Source organism: Zavarzinella sp. (genome assembly GCA_041399155.1).
Taxonomy (GTDB): Bacteria; Planctomycetota; Planctomycetia; order Gemmatales; family Gemmataceae; genus JAWKTI01.
Genome location: JAWKTI010000006.1, coordinates 66,857 through 82,549, shown reverse-complemented (window position 1 = coordinate 82,549; position 15,693 = coordinate 66,857). Strand labels below are relative to the sequence as shown.

The window sequence follows — 15,693 nt, the reverse complement described above, 5'->3', positions numbered from 1 at the left end:
GTTCAGATATAAATAATTAACTCATATGATTGAACAAGCCACATTGCTTCAATTTGCTTAGAGTTTTATCTATAACTGTGCATGTGGATTTCATCATCTTGAAGTTGGCATGTTCGACCTATACCCACTAACCATTGGAGTAGCTCATGTTACATTTCAGATGGATCGCTTTGCACAGTCTACTATTTCTAGTAGTTTTTAACTCAATCTGTTTTGGCGATTTCCACGTGTATTTGAATGGCCTGCAGTGTTTTGACAAAACCGAAAGCGATGATGATGATATCTATCTTGATGTTAGTTTAGATGGCAAAGTTCTGCGATATCCTAACAAGGGTGAAGTAGGGATGTCGCCCAGCGGTAGTAAAAGATTTTGGATGACTGGTTTCAATTGGAATGTAAAAAAAAGCATCTCAATTTTTGTATGGGACAAAGACGGTGGTTTGCGAGGAAAGGATGATCATATTGGAACGATTACAATTAATGAGAAAACTGTTGAAGGTGAGTCCAGTAATACATTGACAGGTTCTAATACAAAATATGTAATTCGTTATTCGAAAGAGACTCGACCAGAACGTGATAGACGCGTACCTCAGGATTTCAGCATATTTGACAAAAAATACAATTTACTATCCGATCCGGTTGGTGATCAGGAGAACACTTCTGCTTGCGTCGCTTATTCAACTTCAGCAGCGCTGGGTACTCACTTTGTCCGGCAATACCTTAAAGTAAATCTTTCAGGGAAGCCTTCGCCGGATTTGTCAAAATTCAGCAAGGCGAGTATGAACATGTTTGACGCCGCGGCGCTCTATGAATTGCGAAGCAAGCAATACGACACTTTGGTGAAAACCTACGGTAGTTATCCGAAGCCGGGCAGCAAAGAATGGAATAATACCGGTTGGAATTTTCCATTGGCTCTTGAATTAGCAAAAACGCAAACCGTCCCATTCAAATATGGTGACAAAAATTTCGGAGTGCGTGTCAAGTCGTGGGGGAAGATTTTCAAAACTGGAAAGGTGTTTGAGAATAGCACATTATCGAGTAACGGAACTGAAATTAAAGCTAACCGTTTCACAGGTGTTTCTGAAATGCGTCGTTTGCTTGCAATGGGCTTGCCTTTGCTGGCTGATTATGATGTTTATGAAGATTTTAGTGTATTCCCGAAAGGACCGGGAGGTATTTACTACGGTCGTATTGGCGAAAAAAGAACTGGCGGACACGCTGTCATGATTGTCGGATACAATGATCCTGGTCCCAAGACACCTGGGGCAACTTACTGGGAAGTCCAGAATAGCTGGGGTAAAAACTGGGGCAATGGAGGCTTTTTTAACATCAAAGCAGGTGCTGTGTCCATTGATGATGTGATGTATTACATCCAAGATTATTATTTATGTGATTTAAATGGCAAAGCCGTATCTCAAGCAGAAGGTATTCGATTGTTGAATAGTGCAATTGATAGCATATCTAAATAATGATAATTGCTAAAATCACTGTGGAGTCTTGACGACTCAGTAACAAAATATTTATGCCTACATGTAGTACTATGGGTCTCAAGTTCAATGATCCCACCGGGCTGGATCTGCTGGTCGATGGCCAGCCAGTCTTGTTCACCCAACTGAAGGACCTGAACTTGAAACAGGGTGTCCACACCATTACCGTGTTGATCAACCGCAACAAGCGCCAGCAGCCAGTCTCGCTGGAACTGGTCGATGTGCCAGGCTCCCCCGCCAAAGCCGCCGTGCAAATAGGCAAGTGAGTAAATTTCGCTCATCGACGATCCATTTCTTTTGCAATAGGGTAATGAAAAATATCAATTAATGTTACTCCGTGGCCGCAGAAATTGATTGGGGCAAGAATTTTATCTAAGGCCGAGACGCTTCTCCATCGTGGACCTGTTTGGCGGAATTAATGAAAGCAGTGGAATACAAGACCGAGAAAGAGTTAGATGTGCCTCTGGTGATCGAGCTTTATCGAAAATCGACGTTAGGAGAGAGGCGGCCGGTAGATTCGCCCGAGATTTTCGCAGATATGATTCGGAATGCTGATCTGATTGTGACAGCATGGGATCACGGGCGGCTGGTTGGTATTGCACGAACGCTGACGGATTTCGCATATGTAGCATACCTGGCAGATTTGGCAGTAGACACGGAATACCAAAGAATGGGGATCGGAAAGGAATTGATCCGTCGAACAAGGCAGTGCCTGAAAGAGACTTGTTTCATTACGCTGCTTGCAGCACCATTGGCTGACGAATATTACCAGAAGATTGGGTTTGAAAGAAATCCAAGAGCCTGGATATTAAAGGCTGACCAGGAATTATAATTCTCCGGTACATGATTCAGTAGGTATTCACTCCGTGATTCCTCTCAAGCGCCAAACCAGTTTTTCACACCGATGAAACGTTATTGGATCGAGTATCGACCGACACGCACGCATAGCCCAATGACGTTTTGGGTCCATCGCGAAGCGGACGGAAGGCCGTGGTATGAAAGCGAGATCTTCGAACCGCCGTTGGAGGCGGTAGTTCCCGGGAAAGGTTTTCCGCTTTTTTTCGTTGAGTATCGTAACTTCACTTTTTTCTTCAGCTCATTGGCGGAAATGCGGGTCGCAATCGAGGTGCTGGGGAAGAAACTGCTTCCGACAACGAGGCGTTTATCCGCCGAACGGGCTAGCGGGATGGGTCCGAACCGTCACTTGCTCAGTCGATTGCCAGGCTTTGTGATGCCGTGGCGTTACCGTGAACGCGCAGTTGCTTACTTTGTGGAGGCGCTCAACGACTTCGAACGTGAACTCAGCCGCTCTTAGCGTACGCCGATTGTAGTCAGCTGTATTTTCTGAACCCCGCCATGGCTTCGCCACCACTCTCCAGCAAGGAATGGACAATTGCTTAACCTGTAAGTTGGCTAATCGCGGATCATTTCCAGCACCATCACGCCTGGCTGGATAATCAGTTGTGTGGGGCGGTCTTTGCCGGCACTCAGGGTGAGGGTTAATTTGTTGCCATTCAATCGGTAGATCCCACGTAACGTGGCAACTTCCCCTTTCGGTGGTGCCAGGTCAATTTCCTTGCGGCTCTCATCTGCCTCAAAGGTTGTCTGCATCAGAATCGGCCCACCCTGAAAGATAAACAGGTTCTTATCAAACGTCAGGCGGGCTTTTTCCAGGGCGGCTTTCGGTAATTCTGCCCCGTCTGGCCCCACGCCGTGGGTGACTTTCCAGATTCCTTGTAATTCCGTTGTTTTAGGTTCCGCACCAAAATTCAGCCCGCAGGTACAAAGCAGCACCAGGAAAGTGATTCGATACATGAAAATTCACCCTATGTCGTTAATTTAATCGTGTTACGATTCGTACAATCAGTGCCATCGGATCTTTTGTGGGCGTTGCGTTGGCGTAACAAGCTGGTTTCAAAGGAATTGCGGTAGATTTGCTTCGGTTTTGCGTGCTATGCTGGCTGAAGCAATCATAACGATTATGCCGATTGCAGCAATAAATACCCCCGCCTGATATCGCGGCGGCCCGATGCCTTTACGGCAGGATTATTCAATGACTCAACAAGGAATCGGTTTTCTGGGTGCGGGGCAGATGGCCAGCGCCCTCGCACGTGGGTGGGTCTTCACTGGCTTGTGCAATGTGGAACAATCCTTGGCCAGCGACCCGTTCGCCACATCTCGCCAGACTTTTCAGAGTAAAACGGGCATTACTGCAACCGAAAACAACCTGCTGGTGGTTGAGCGGAATCAGATTGTGGTGCTGGCCGTAAAACCACAGAATGTGGCCGTGGTTCTCCGGGAAATTGCACCCGCCATGACAGCAGATCACCTGCTGATTTCCATTGCTGCGGGTGTCAAAATCGCCCAAATGGCAGAACTACTCCCCACCGGCTGCAAAATTGTGCGGGTGATGCCCAATACCCCATGTCTGGTGGGGGCAAGTGCCACCGCTTTTGCGTGTAATGAGCTTGTAACCACGTTTGATAAAGAGACCGTAACTGAATTGTTTGCAGCAGTGGGCAAAGCTTTTGCCGTTGCAGAACATCAACTGGATGCAGTTACCGGACTGAGTGGCAGTGGGCCTGCATATGGCTATCTGATGATTGAAGCACTGGCCGATGGGGGAGTGCGCTGTGGTCTGCCCCGTGATGTATCATTGATGCTGGCCGCACAAACCGTGCTGGGTGCGGCCAAAATGGTATTGGAAACGATGATGCACCCAGGTGCGTTAAAGGATGCGGTCGCCAGCCCAGGTGGCACGACGATTGCGGGTCTGCACGCACTGGAAAAAGCGGGGGTCCGTGGGGCACTGATCGATGCTGTGGTGGCAGCCACGGAACGCTCGAAAGAATTGGGCAAAAATGCGGGCTGAATCACAACAAACAGTCTGAAAGCCTTCCATATTGCCTTCCAATTCAGGCAGTAAAGTTTGCGCAGATACCGTGAAGATTCGGCTGACTCGTATCTGGCAAGAGAAATCAAGCATCTTACGGAAGTGAGGGGATTCAAGTGGGTCAATCAATGGTCACTCGTGCCGGGGAAATAGCATGAGAAAAATCCTACAGTTCTTGGCCACCGAAGGTGCTTTTCTATACGAAAAGTTCGATTTTCGCATTGTGGATTCAGAGTACGTCGCAAGTTTTGGTGGAACCGGAAGTATCAAGCTCACAAACGATTTTGTTGAGTTGAATTTCTGGCTTGACCGAGATCGACTGTTCATGGATTTGAGGAGTACTAGTTCTCAGTCAAAGAACTCGTGGTTTTCCATGGACATAATTATACAATTGCTCACCGGTGAAGTGAGGGACAAAGCACTAATGGATCATGAGAATGTGAAGTTTTTGCAGGAACACTTTGAGAGGATTCAAGACTGCTTCACTAAGCAGAAATTGGCAACCACGGAGTCGACTTGCACAAAACTTGAGCGTCAGCGTTCAAAGAGGCTGTTTGGTTGAGTTACCTTTTTACAATTTTAGCAGGCTGTGCTGGTTTGAACGGTTGCACCATGGCCGGTTGAGGAGCTTTTAGCCTGCAAATTCTGGCTGCATCTTAATAATTACGCCAAAACCGACCCATCTGGGGATACTGTGTGCTATAAGTTTTACAGGCGGATTATTTGCCAAAATCGTTACAATCGCAATAACGGTTTTGAACCCGAAAAATAACGATTCGCGGCACCCGTACCGAGAACTCATGAGAACCGCACGCACCCCAAACGATTCCCATGCCCACGTGATGGTGGTATTCGGCACCCGTCCGGAAACCATTAAGGTGGCACCGGTCATCCGGCAGCTACAGCTTCATTCAAACATTCAGACAACCGTGGCATTCACTGGGCAGCACCGCAACCTGGTGGAACCACTCCTAAAACTGTTCAAAATTGATGTGAACATCACACTGGATGTGATGAAACCAAATCAACCATTGAACGGCTTGCTGGCCAATGTGCTGCACACCATCGATCCGGTGCTGGCAGAGCATTCGCCCGATCTCGTTCTGGTGCAAGGAGATACGACAACGGCTCTGGGCGGGGCTCTGGCCGCCTTTCATCGTAAAATTGCGGTCGGACACATTGAAGCGGGCCTGCGAACCAGCGATCCCCGCGTGCCTTTTCCAGAAGAAACCAATCGTCGCCTGATCAGTCAGGTGGCAGAGTTGCATTTTGCGGCAACGGGCGATAATCGCCGCAGATTACTGAAAGAAGGCATCCCACCTGCGGGTGTGTTTCAAACAGGCAATCCGGTAGTTGATGCCTTGCAGCAGATAGGCACCACGGTCAATCCATCAGATAAAACACAGACATTAATAGACAAAACTGCGCAATATCGTCGAATTGTGCTCACGACGCACCGTCGCGAGAGCATGGGCGATGTGATGGAAGGCAATTTGAAGGTGCTGGCCGATTTTGTCGAACGAAACCATGAGGCTGCTCTCATTTTTGCAGTGCACCCCAATCCGAATGTCAAAGAATGTGCGCAGCGAATTCTGGGCAATCGCCCACGGATCCATCTGGTGGAGCCACTTGACTATGCCGATTTCATCCACGTGCTGAAGCATTCGTGGCTGATCTGTTCAGATTCAGGTGGGATACAGGAAGAGGCACCCAGCCTGGGCAAACGAGTAATCGTGTTGCGAAACGAAACCGAACGTCCTGAAGCAATTGAGTCGGGATTTGCGACGCTGGCAGGTGATCCAGCGATTTTCGCAGAAAAGTTAGCTGCAATTTATCCCCACGCTGACCGTGTGCCACCTGCTAAGGACAATCCCTTTGGAAGTGGGGATGCAGCACAACGTATTGTGGAAGCGATCCAGGCCTGGTGGCAGGCAGGCAAAACCGCACCTACAGGAGCTGTTTATGCCAGTTGAACCCACGGAACAACGACAGCACATCCTGACAATCGGCCTGGAAGATTACTTCCAGGTGGGGGCGTTCAACCGCATTATTCAACGCGGACAGTGGTATCGCTTCGAGAATCGTCTGGAACGCAACACCAGGCGGATGCTGGAATTACTCGACGAAAATCAACAAAAAGCAACATTCTTCGTCCTGGGCTGGATTGCTGACCGGTTCCCCGAATTGGTGCGTTCCGTTGCAGATGCCGGCCACGAAATTGGCAGCAAAGGCTACTATCACCGTGGCGTCCAAGGGTTGACCCCAACGGAATTTCATGAAGATTTAATGAACTCCCGCCAGGCAATTGAAAAAGCCACCGGTAAACGCGTGCACGGCTTCCGTCTGGCAGATGGCTGGCTGGGTGAAGACGATCTGTGGGTTTTTGATGTGCTGGCCGATTGTGGCTTTCGCTACGATTCCAGCATCGCACCGCTGGGTCGCACCTTTGCCGATCAGGCGTTTCGTCGAGAATTGCACACCATCGATACGATGCACGGCCCGCTGGTGGAATTACCCATTTCCACCACGAAGGTGGGATGGTGGCAACTGCCATTTGCAGGAGGGAATTACCTGCGTCAATTCCCCCAGTGGTTCATTCGCAGCAAAATGCGAAAATGGCAACGCAAACAGACTTCGCCCATTGTGATGTACTGCCACGTCTGGGAAATTGACAGCGAGCAACCCACGATTACCGCGTCTGGCTGGCTCACGAAGGTAAGGCACTATCGCAATCTGCACCGCATGGAAGATTATCTGCGGTATTACTTCCAGCATTACCGCTTTACCAGTGCAGCAAATTATCTGAAGCTGCCAGTGGAGGATGCCGACACAACGGAACCCTTTACCTGGAAAGAACTTACGGATCATGCAGCAAGAAAGCCCATTGCCACCAGGTCGCACCGCCCCGGGGTGACAATTGTCATTCCGTGTTACAACGAAGAGCTGATTCTGCCATATTTGTCCAATACATTGGCCAGCGTACGGCAACATCTGGCACCTGCGTACGATTTGTCGTTCATTCTGGTGGATGATGGCAGCAAAGATGCCACGTGGGCGGGTCTGCAACAGACATTTGCGAATCAAAGCGATGTGCAACTGATCAAGCACCCTGTCAATCAGGGGGTGGCAGCCGCAATCACCACAGGAATACAGGCGGCAAACACCGAAATTGTCTGCAGCATGGATTGCGATTGCACTTACGATCCCCACGAATTGGCCAATATGATCCCCAAGTTGACGAAGGATGTCGACATGGTGACCGCATCACCTTACCACCCCGATGGCATGGTGCGAAACGTCCCCGGTTGGCGTCTGGTGCTGTCACGTGGGGCTTCGTGGTTATACCGACGGGTGCTGCACCACCGATTGTACACGTACACCAGTTGTTTTCGCGTCTATCGCCGCAGTGCGATTGTGCCACTCCAACTGACCAGAACTAATTTTTTAGGTGTGGCAGAACAATTGGGGCTGCTCGATATCCACGGTGGGAATATCGTGGAGCATCCTGCAACACTGGAAGTGCGGATGCTGGGTCGCAGCAAAATGAAGACAGTCCGCACGATTCTCGGGCATTTACGTTTGTTGTGCCACCTGACCCGCAAACGCTGGTCAACCAAAAAAACGATTCGACAACCACAATCCGTTTCCCCTGCCAAGGAAGAACAGGCGGAACAGCAACAACCGGTGTGTGTTGCCTAACTTATTGATTTCAAGGGACTTACAGAAAAGAGACTCGCATCTGATGAATATGCTGCCGAAACCACTGCAAGTAATGCAATTACCCTCTGATCAGGACGCCACCGGCCGCACGCTGGGTGCGGAAGAAATCGCTCTCATTACCGAAGCGATTCAAAGTGGCACGCTGACAGTCACCAAAGGAAAATTCGCCAAATCGTTTGAACAACAGTTCGGCGAAATGCACGCAAGTACCGCAGTGGCCTGTACTTCCGGCTCGGCTGCCATCCACTGTGCCGTGGCAGCACTCAATCCGGAGCCGGGCGATGAAATCATCACCACGTCGATTACGGACATGGGTGCTTTGACACCAATTTTGTACCAGGGTGCAATTCCGGTATTTGCCGATGTCGATCCGCTGACCGGCAATGTGACCGCACAAACGATTGCAGATCGGATTTCGGATCGCACAAAAGCGATCATAGTTACCCACCTGTTTGGCAATCCGTGCGACATGACTTCGATCATGGAACTGGCCAACAAACACCAGATTCCAGTCATTGAAGATACCGCACAGGCATTCCTGGCTACCCACCGTGGGCAGAAAGTGGGCACTTTTGGCAAACTGGGCTGTTTCAGCCTGCAACAAGGGAAGCACATTACCACTGGCGAAGGTGGTGTGGTGCTCAGCACCGATCCGGAATTAGCAAGACGGGTCTATCTGTTCGTGAACAAGGCCTGGGGCTATGGCGATCCCAAGCCGGATCACTATTTTCTGGCGTTGAACTACCGCATGAGCGAGCTGCAGGCCGCCTGTGCGTTGGGTCAATTGCCAAAACTGGCCGACATTGTGGAGAAACGACGCCAGACTGCGGACTGGCTGACCAAGCAGATCAGCGATCTGCCCGGCATTACCACCCCACCACGAGATGAAAACAATCAGCCAGTTTACTGGAAATATACCCTGCTGGTCGATCCCAAAGTCATCCCAGGTGGGACAGTGGGACTAGCACAGTCGTTAAAGCGTTGGAATATCGCCAGTGCCCCACGGTATATTCAAAAACCTGCCTTTCGCTGTCAGATTTTCAGCGAACAACGCACATTTGGCAACAGCCGCTGGCCATTTACGCTGGCACGCCCCGAAGCGGTGGATTACCACGCAGATCGATTTCCGGGCACATTCCGCTATCTCGATGAGGTATTGGTGCTGCCCTGGAACGAATGTTACACCACCGAACACCTGGAATATATCGCCAGCGCCCTCCACACGTGCGTGGGTGAACTGATTCAGGGGGCCAACAATGCCTGATCGTATTCGCTTTGGCCTCATCGGAACAGGTGGGATTGCCCAGAGCTATGTGACCGCGTTTGAAAACCACCCCGATGCCAATCTGGTGGCAGTATGCGATGTGCGTGCCGAAGCAGCACAGGCAATGGCAGAGCGTGTTCGCTGTGCCGCCTTTACTTCCATTGAAGAAATGGTCCAGCGTGGGCCGGAAATGCAGGCAGTCGTGGTCTGCACCCCACCCAGTACCCACGAAGAAATTGTCTGCAATCTGGCCAAATGGAACCTGCATGTGCTCTGCGAAAAGCCATTCGCCCTGTCGGTGGATAGTGCGAAGCGGATGATTGCGAGTGCCCAGCAGCATCGCGTGCAGTTGACCATGGCCAGCAAGTTTCGCTACACGCAGGATATGATCCGACTGAAAAGTCTGATCGCTTCTGGCGTGTTGGGTGAAATTCAGCTGCTGGAAAATGCCTTTACCGGCAAAGTGGATATGAGCCAACGCTGGAATGCGAAGCCAGCCGTTTCCGGTGGGGGTGTTCTGGTCGATAATGGCACCCACAGTGTGGATATTGTCCGTTATCTGCTGGGCCCGGTGAAACTGGTGCATGCCATTGCGATGCCCAACATTCAAAAACTGGAAGTGGAAGATTCTGCCCGCCTGCTGGTGCAGACCGCCAGTGGCATCCCCGCCAGCATTGACTTAACCTGGAGCCTGAACAAGGAACTGGATTGGTTTGTCAGCGTGTTTGGCACCCACGGTGTTGCTCAGGTGGGGTGGCGGGAATCTCGCTACAAGCAGAGCACCGCACGCGAATGGATTCGTTTTGGCAACGGTTACGACAAAGTGCAGGCATTTCGCGATGAGCTGGGCAATTTTGCCCGCTGCTGCCGTGAAAATGAGCAACTTCTCATTAATTCCGATGATGCACTGGCTTCGGTGCATGTCATTGAGCAGGCGTATCAGGCGATGAAAAACACAAACTGGCTTCCACTGGAATAGTTGCTGCATGTCGAATCCCCCACGTATTCACCCCACAGCTTTAGTGGAAGACCATGTATCGATTGGTCAGGACACATCGATCTGGGACAACGTCCATATTCGCCACCACACCACCATCGGCGAACAATGCATCGTGGGGGAAAAAACCTACATTGCTTACGGTGTTCGGATCGGCCACCGCTGCAAAATCAATGCGTTTGTCTATATCTGCAACGCAGTAACGATTGAAGATGGCGTGATGATTTCGGCGGGAACCATTTTTACAAATGATCGTTTCCCGCGGGCCACCACACCCGATTTGACGCAGTTGCGGCCCAGTGATCCCGATGAACATACCCTGCCCACGCTGGTGCGGGAAGGTGCCACCATCGGTGCGGGCTGTACGATCGGTAACGACCTGGAAATTGGCCGTTTTGCGATGATTGGGATGGGCTCACTGGTCACCAAATCAATTCCTGATTTTGTGCTGGCGATGGGCCATCCTGCAAAACCGGTGGGCGTGGTCTGTCGCTGTGGGCAGCTACTGGCACGCTACCACCCGGAACCGTTCCCCACAGACGAGTGGCTGACGTGTGCCTGTCAGCGAAGCTACCACGTGCAATCAACCAGCGTGCAGGAAGTAGCAGTAAGCACAATGAGTGGTGGTACGGGCATGCTGCCTGTGAACGAACATGGGCAAGATGCCCTTGCTACAGAAACTGGCACCTCGGAGAAAAACTGATGAGCGAGAGAATTGGCATCGTTGGTGGGGGGCTTTTGGGGATGATGCTGGCCCTGCGGTTTCGCCAGCAGGGGCACGAAGTAACCATTTTGGAAGCCGCACCCGAACTGGGTGGGCTGGCAGCTACCTGGCAGCTCGGGGATATTCACTGGGACAAGCACTACCACGTGATCCTGCTTTCGGACCAGCACGTGGGCAATTTGCTGGCTGAACTGGGCCTGAAAGACCAGATGCGCTGGGTGCAGACGAAAACGGGCTTCTACACCGATGGCAAGATGTATTCGATGTCGAATTCCGTCGAATTTCTGAAATTCCCACCACTGCGACTGATTGACAAGTTTCGGCTGGGTGCCACGATCATGCGGGCTTCCAAAATCAAAAACTGGCAGAAACTGGAGCAGATTCCGGTAGTGGACTGGCTGAAACGCTGGTCCGGTCGCCGCACCACCGAGAAAATCTGGATTCCCCTGCTGCGGGCAAAACTGGGCGACAGTTACGAATCAGCTTCGGCAGCGTTTATCTGGGCGATTATTGCCCGCATGTACGCTGCTCGCCGCAGTGGGCTGAAACAGGAACAGTTTGGCTACGTGCAGGGTGGATACGCCACAATTCTGCAACGTTTTCAGCAGCACCTTGAGCAGTTGGGCGTGGAAATCCTGACGAATACCCCCACCCAGCAGGTGCGTTCCAGCCAGGCCGGGCCGGAAATCGTCACTAACAACGGGGAACACTCTTTCGATCGCGTTGTGGTGACCACTGCTGCACCGATTGCGAGGCGATTATTGCCGGAACTTACCGCTGCGGAACAACTTACGCTCGATCAGGTCAAATATCAGGGGATTGTCTGTGCGTCTATTCTGCTGAAAAAACCCCTAGACCGCTACTATGTGACCAACATCACCGATACGTGGGTGCCATTTACTGCGGTCATTGAAATGACCACGCTGGTCGACCCACAGGAATTTGGCGGTAAAACCCTGGTCTACCTGCCCAAATATGTCGCACCGAATGATCCGATGTTTGAAGAGCCGGAAGAACAGATCAAAGAGCGTTTTCTGGCAGCACTGGCCCGGATGTACCCCCACTTTCAGCGGGAAGATGTGCTGGCGTTCCAGCTATCGCGGGTGCGGAATGTTTTTGCGATTTCGACGCTGAATTATTCGCAGCACGTCCCACCCGTCACCACGTCGGTGCCCGGTGTCTATTTGTTAAATTCTTCTCATATTGTCAATGGCACATTAAATGTGAACGAGACACTGCAACTGGCGGAGACAGGCTGGAAAACCGTCCTGAACTCCCACCAGAATCAGTTGCAGGGGGTGGGTGCCTGATGAATCGCCTTCTTTCCAGTGTTTCGCTCGATCTGGACAACCAGTGGTCGTACATGAAGACCCACGGTGATGCCGGGTGGGAGGCATTGCCGAGCTATCTGTCGACGGTGGTCCCACGTGTGTGCGACTTTCTGGCCGCACGGCAGTTGAAAATTACCTGGTTTATCGTGGGCCAGGATGCTGCCAAAGCTGGCGATCGTACTGTCCTGCAACGCTTGCCCGCAGATGGCCACGAGGTGGGTAATCATTCGTTCCACCACGAACCGTGGCTGCACCTCTACACGCGGGAACGGATTCATCAGGAACTGGCCGATACCGAAAACGCCATTCAGGAAGTGATGGGGGTGAAACCGAACACCTTTCGTGGGCCAGGCTTCAGTTTATCCCCACTGGTGCTGGATGTGCTGATGGAACGTGGCTACCTGTTGGATGCCTCTACCTTCCCCACCTACCTGGGGCCGTTGGCACGTGCCTATTACTTTGCTACATCGCGTGGGTTTACGGAAAAAGAGAAGCGGGAGCGAGCCCAGCTTTTTGGCAAGTTTGCCGATGGCCGCCAACCGCTGAAGCCGTACTACTGGCACGGCGACCGTGGGCAGATTCTGGAAATTCCCGTCACCACGATGCCAATTGCAAAGGTGCCGATCCACCTGAGCTACATCCTGTATCTGGCCTGTTACAGCGAGGCACTGGCCCTGACCTATTGGACCACCGCACTGCGGATGTGCTACCACGCGGGGGTGGAACTGTCACTGCTGCTACACCCACTGGACTTTCTGGGTGGGGATGATGTGCAGGCACTGGACTTTTTCCCCGCGATGAAGCTGCGCGGTGCCACCAAAATGGCCATTGTCGCACGCCTGTTTGATCGTCTAGAAAAGTTTTATCAGGTCATACCAATGGGCGATCACGCCCACGCGATTGCAAAACGCGGTGCGTTACCCAAAAAGCGATTGGCAATTTAACGCACCATGCATCGTTTTCGTTAAACAAACAGCATCACAATCGTTAAAAATCGTTCCGGATTTTACCAGGATGCCCCCACCTGTTTTTCATTGCATTTTTCTCAGAGGCGATTATCCTGAATCCAGGTGAAGTCGCGATCAGCCAAAATGAGCGATTGGAGCAGAATCGCATCGTATCCACTCTCGCGACTTTGCTCAATCGCGGATCATCTGGCGGCGAGGTTCTACCCATGGGTATGCGATGGCGGGCGGTTCTCACACGGGCTACTGACGCCGAGGCACGCGAGATTGCGGTTGCTGCCCAGCAACTTATCCCCAGCCTGACGAATAAGATTGACGCATCCGTTGTTTCCGAGCGATCACCAGCCGTTCCGGCCCCATGGCTTGTATTACAAATGTTCAATTTTCAGAGCCGTCGACCAGAATTTTGCAATATGCCGACATGCATTGGTGAGGCATTTTCGGACAGCGTTTTTCAGACATCGCCTGCGTCAGATGCACTGAAGGAGATTGCGAAAGAACCACATGTAGCTCTTGCAATTCTTGCCAGCAGAATACTCGGCGAGGCAACTTTCGTTATTTGCTCGGACACATTGTGTTGTTCGGGTTATCTGAGATTTACAAATGGTGATTTTGTCACCGGAGAAATATACGGATGGGAGGGAAACAGTTCACTATGGAGTATGTCACGGAACAGCTATCGTGAGGAGGAAATTGAACTGACTGATGAAGGAGACTATGACTACTACAAACCGGTTGTCGATGGGCTAATCGAAACAATTGGCCCAGGTGCAGACGAGTTATTTTTATCACCGATTGGTGGTGGTGCGGAGGGCGAATGCCTTCGCTACCAGATTCTGGCGAAGCGTGAGCTGATTACGCCAGTGGTCGCAATAAATGAAAACGCCGAAGATACAGTAAACGCAACGCCAATAGACAGCGTCGCAAAGGCGAAGCGTCCCTGGTGGAAGTTTTGGTAGAGAATCGAGTTCACATATTAAACCGTTGCTTGAAGGATTTCCGACAACGCGCGAAAATGAGTGGGGTTTCACTTTTGTCGGATTTCAAAAATGAAAAATAATTAATTCTCATTATTTTCTTCATTCTTTCGGCTATAGTGGGGATTCTTGGACAATTTGGTGCCCTGCCTTGAACAAGTTCGAAATCAATTGCATTAACTGTCAGGCCACACTCTATGTGAGTTCGACCGATGTTGGTAAACGCATTCGTTGCCCCAAGTGCCAGCAGTTACAGTTGGTACAGAAACCCGAACTGCCATTTGTGAAGAATATGCCCCCGCTTCCCACTGCCGGAGCGAACAAAAAAGTCGCCTGTGCCTGCTGTGGGGAGTTGATTTCTGCCGCTGCGGCAGCCAAAGACAAATATTGTGCATCGTGCCGTGGCAATCCGGCAGAAAAACCGGAATGGCAAAATGTTTCGGGGTATGGTTTCGCAGGTGAAGGCAGCAGCGAATCCAGCATCGATTTCGGTGCCACCCTGAAAGAATGGTGGCCCACAGGTGAAGGTACTCGCGTTCCTTATTCGTGGCGGGGTGCATTCACCACCAGTCGTGGCTATGCCCTGGAAGGGCGTTGGCAACCCGCCCTGAAATTACTCAATCCGCTCTATCTTCAGGCAGTGAAAGAAAAAGTGCTCGATGCACACACCCTGAATCGCCCACTGGCATACTGCCTGATTCGGTGGGCAAAACTGCAATTGCGTGATTTTCTGAGTTTCAAATACAAACTCACTGGCCCACTGCGTTATTTACTGAAAGTGGTTGCAGAGGCACAGAAATGGGGACGGCCCATTGATCCGTTTCAATGCCCACTTTGTGAAACGAAAACTAATTCATTGCTTGGCTGGGTACAACTTCGCACGAAGCAGGCGAATGTGTATACCTGCTGCGTGCCGATCGATCCCAAAGATAACAACATTGTAATGCAACTGTTCCAGATTCATCAAAAAATGGAACTGGCACAATATCTGGACAGCGAAGTTGCTGCTGCCGACAATTTGACCGCAAAAATACCCGCATGGTTTCATGTACTGCAGTTTCAGGAACAGACATGGATCAGCAAGGTGAATGATACCTTCTCCAATCGATTGGATAAAGCCACCGGGGGCATCCTCACACCGGAACGAGTTGAGCTGGCATTAAGAATCATCGCCGAGATGGCCTGACCTGCGTTGCGTTGTCTTTGTAACCCTTTTTCATTTCAATCACATCTTTTCCTCGGCTCGTTATTTGTAATTGAAGAGGAACAGCACCCTTTCACGTAAAACCTGGTTATACCTTGCCATTTTATTTAGTATTGCCTAAATTGTATTCT

General features: G+C 50.9%; 15 protein-coding genes. 14 read left to right on the top strand and 1 reads right to left on the bottom strand.

Features of this window, described 5'->3' with window-relative positions; translation table 11 throughout:
- The first annotated feature begins 146 nt into the window (after positions 1-146).
- The 4 genes from R3B84_22445 to R3B84_22430 all read left to right on the top strand — a co-directional run bounded on the left by R3B84_22445 (position 147) and on the right by R3B84_22430 (position 2,802).
- Positions 147-1,469 carry a C1 family peptidase gene (locus R3B84_22445; protein ID MEZ6143337.1) on the top strand — a complete coding sequence of 441 codons (1,323 nt, stop codon included), beginning with the start codon at positions 147-149 and terminating at the stop codon, positions 1,467-1,469.
- Between the two features lie 71 nt (positions 1,470-1,540).
- Positions 1,541-1,753 carry a hypothetical protein gene (locus R3B84_22440; protein MEZ6143336.1) on the top strand — a complete coding sequence of 71 codons (213 nt, stop codon included), beginning with the start codon at positions 1,541-1,543 and terminating at the stop codon, positions 1,751-1,753.
- 152 nt (positions 1,754-1,905) lie between these two features.
- Positions 1,906-2,319, top strand: coding sequence for a GNAT family N-acetyltransferase (locus R3B84_22435; GenBank protein ID MEZ6143335.1), 414 nt, complete (start codon positions 1,906-1,908; stop codon positions 2,317-2,319).
- Between the two features lie 120 nt (positions 2,320-2,439).
- Complete coding sequence (locus tag R3B84_22430) at positions 2,440-2,802, top strand: hypothetical protein (protein ID MEZ6143334.1); 363 nt, start codon at positions 2,440-2,442, stop codon at positions 2,800-2,802.
- 98 nt (positions 2,803-2,900) lie between these two features.
- Here R3B84_22430 and R3B84_22425 read toward each other — a convergent pair whose 3' ends face one another.
- Positions 2,901-3,302, bottom strand: coding sequence for a TIGR03067 domain-containing protein (locus tag R3B84_22425; protein ID MEZ6143333.1), 402 nt, complete (start codon positions 3,300-3,302; stop codon positions 2,901-2,903).
- Between the two features lie 238 nt (positions 3,303-3,540).
- Here R3B84_22425 and proC point away from each other — a divergent pair, with 238 nt between their 5' ends.
- The 10 genes from proC (at position 3,541) to R3B84_22375 (ending at position 15,544) form a co-directional block, all read left to right on the top strand.
- Positions 3,541-4,359, top strand: coding sequence for a pyrroline-5-carboxylate reductase (gene proC, locus R3B84_22420; GenBank protein MEZ6143332.1), 819 nt, complete (start codon positions 3,541-3,543; stop codon positions 4,357-4,359).
- Between the two features lie 821 nt (positions 4,360-5,180).
- Entirely contained in the window at positions 5,181-6,353 is a 1,173-nt protein-coding gene (wecB, locus tag R3B84_22415) for a UDP-N-acetylglucosamine 2-epimerase (non-hydrolyzing) (GenBank protein MEZ6143331.1), read from the top strand.
- Positions 6,343-8,079 (top strand): DUF3473 domain-containing protein, encoded by a 1,737-nt coding sequence (locus tag R3B84_22410; GenBank protein ID MEZ6143330.1) that lies wholly within the window; start codon positions 6,343-6,345, stop codon positions 8,077-8,079. The genes wecB and R3B84_22410 overlap by 11 nt, the downstream gene beginning before the upstream one ends.
- Before the next feature lie 43 nt (positions 8,080-8,122).
- Positions 8,123-9,364, top strand: coding sequence for a DegT/DnrJ/EryC1/StrS family aminotransferase (locus R3B84_22405; protein ID MEZ6143329.1), 1,242 nt, complete (start codon positions 8,123-8,125; stop codon positions 9,362-9,364).
- Positions 9,357-10,343: a Gfo/Idh/MocA family oxidoreductase gene (locus tag R3B84_22400; GenBank protein ID MEZ6143328.1), complete on the top strand. Its 987-nt coding sequence runs from the start codon at positions 9,357-9,359 to the stop codon at positions 10,341-10,343. Before R3B84_22405 ends, R3B84_22400 begins: the two co-directional genes overlap by 8 nt.
- A 7-nt stretch (positions 10,344-10,350) precedes the next feature.
- A complete protein-coding gene (locus tag R3B84_22395) occupies positions 10,351-11,064 on the top strand; it encodes an acyltransferase (protein MEZ6143327.1) in 714 nt (237 codons plus the stop codon).
- A complete protein-coding gene (locus R3B84_22390) occupies positions 11,064-12,395 on the top strand; it encodes an NAD(P)/FAD-dependent oxidoreductase (protein ID MEZ6143326.1) in 1,332 nt (443 codons plus the stop codon). The genes R3B84_22395 and R3B84_22390 overlap by 1 nt, the downstream gene beginning before the upstream one ends.
- Positions 12,395-13,360, top strand: coding sequence for a polysaccharide deacetylase family protein (locus R3B84_22385; protein MEZ6143325.1), 966 nt, complete (start codon positions 12,395-12,397; stop codon positions 13,358-13,360). The genes R3B84_22390 and R3B84_22385 overlap by 1 nt, the downstream gene beginning before the upstream one ends.
- A gap of 155 nt (positions 13,361-13,515) precedes the next feature.
- On the top strand, positions 13,516-14,340 hold the full coding sequence (locus R3B84_22380) for a hypothetical protein (GenBank protein MEZ6143324.1): 825 nt from the start codon (positions 13,516-13,518) through the stop codon (positions 14,338-14,340).
- Positions 14,341-14,509: 169 nt separating this feature from the next.
- Positions 14,510-15,544 (top strand): hypothetical protein, encoded by a 1,035-nt coding sequence (locus R3B84_22375; GenBank protein ID MEZ6143323.1) that lies wholly within the window; start codon positions 14,510-14,512, stop codon positions 15,542-15,544.
- Positions 15,545-15,693 lie beyond the last annotated feature (149 nt).

Excerpts from the sequence above, each read along its gene's own strand:
- R3B84_22445 (MEZ6143337.1), top strand. The coding sequence starts at position 147 with ATGTTACATTTCAGATGGATCGCTTTGCACAGTCTACTATTTCTAGTA.
- R3B84_22440 (MEZ6143336.1), top strand. The coding sequence starts at position 1,541 with ATGGGTCTCAAGTTCAATGATCCCACCGGGCTGGATCTGCTGGTCGAT.
- R3B84_22435 (MEZ6143335.1), top strand. The coding sequence starts at position 1,906 with ATGAAAGCAGTGGAATACAAGACCGAGAAAGAGTTAGATGTGCCTCTG.
- R3B84_22430 (MEZ6143334.1), top strand. The coding sequence starts at position 2,440 with ATGACGTTTTGGGTCCATCGCGAAGCGGACGGAAGGCCGTGGTATGAA.
- R3B84_22425 (MEZ6143333.1), bottom strand. The coding sequence starts at position 3,302 with ATGTATCGAATCACTTTCCTGGTGCTGCTTTGTACCTGCGGGCTGAAT.
- proC (MEZ6143332.1), top strand. The coding sequence starts at position 3,541 with ATGACTCAACAAGGAATCGGTTTTCTGGGTGCGGGGCAGATGGCCAGC.
- wecB (MEZ6143331.1), top strand. The coding sequence starts at position 5,181 with ATGAGAACCGCACGCACCCCAAACGATTCCCATGCCCACGTGATGGTG.
- R3B84_22410 (MEZ6143330.1), top strand. The coding sequence starts at position 6,343 with ATGCCAGTTGAACCCACGGAACAACGACAGCACATCCTGACAATCGGC.
- R3B84_22405 (MEZ6143329.1), top strand. The coding sequence starts at position 8,123 with ATGAATATGCTGCCGAAACCACTGCAAGTAATGCAATTACCCTCTGAT.
- R3B84_22400 (MEZ6143328.1), top strand. The coding sequence starts at position 9,357 with ATGCCTGATCGTATTCGCTTTGGCCTCATCGGAACAGGTGGGATTGCC.
- R3B84_22395 (MEZ6143327.1), top strand. The coding sequence starts at position 10,351 with ATGTCGAATCCCCCACGTATTCACCCCACAGCTTTAGTGGAAGACCAT.
- R3B84_22390 (MEZ6143326.1), top strand. The coding sequence starts at position 11,064 with ATGAGCGAGAGAATTGGCATCGTTGGTGGGGGGCTTTTGGGGATGATG.
- R3B84_22385 (MEZ6143325.1), top strand. The coding sequence starts at position 12,395 with ATGAATCGCCTTCTTTCCAGTGTTTCGCTCGATCTGGACAACCAGTGG.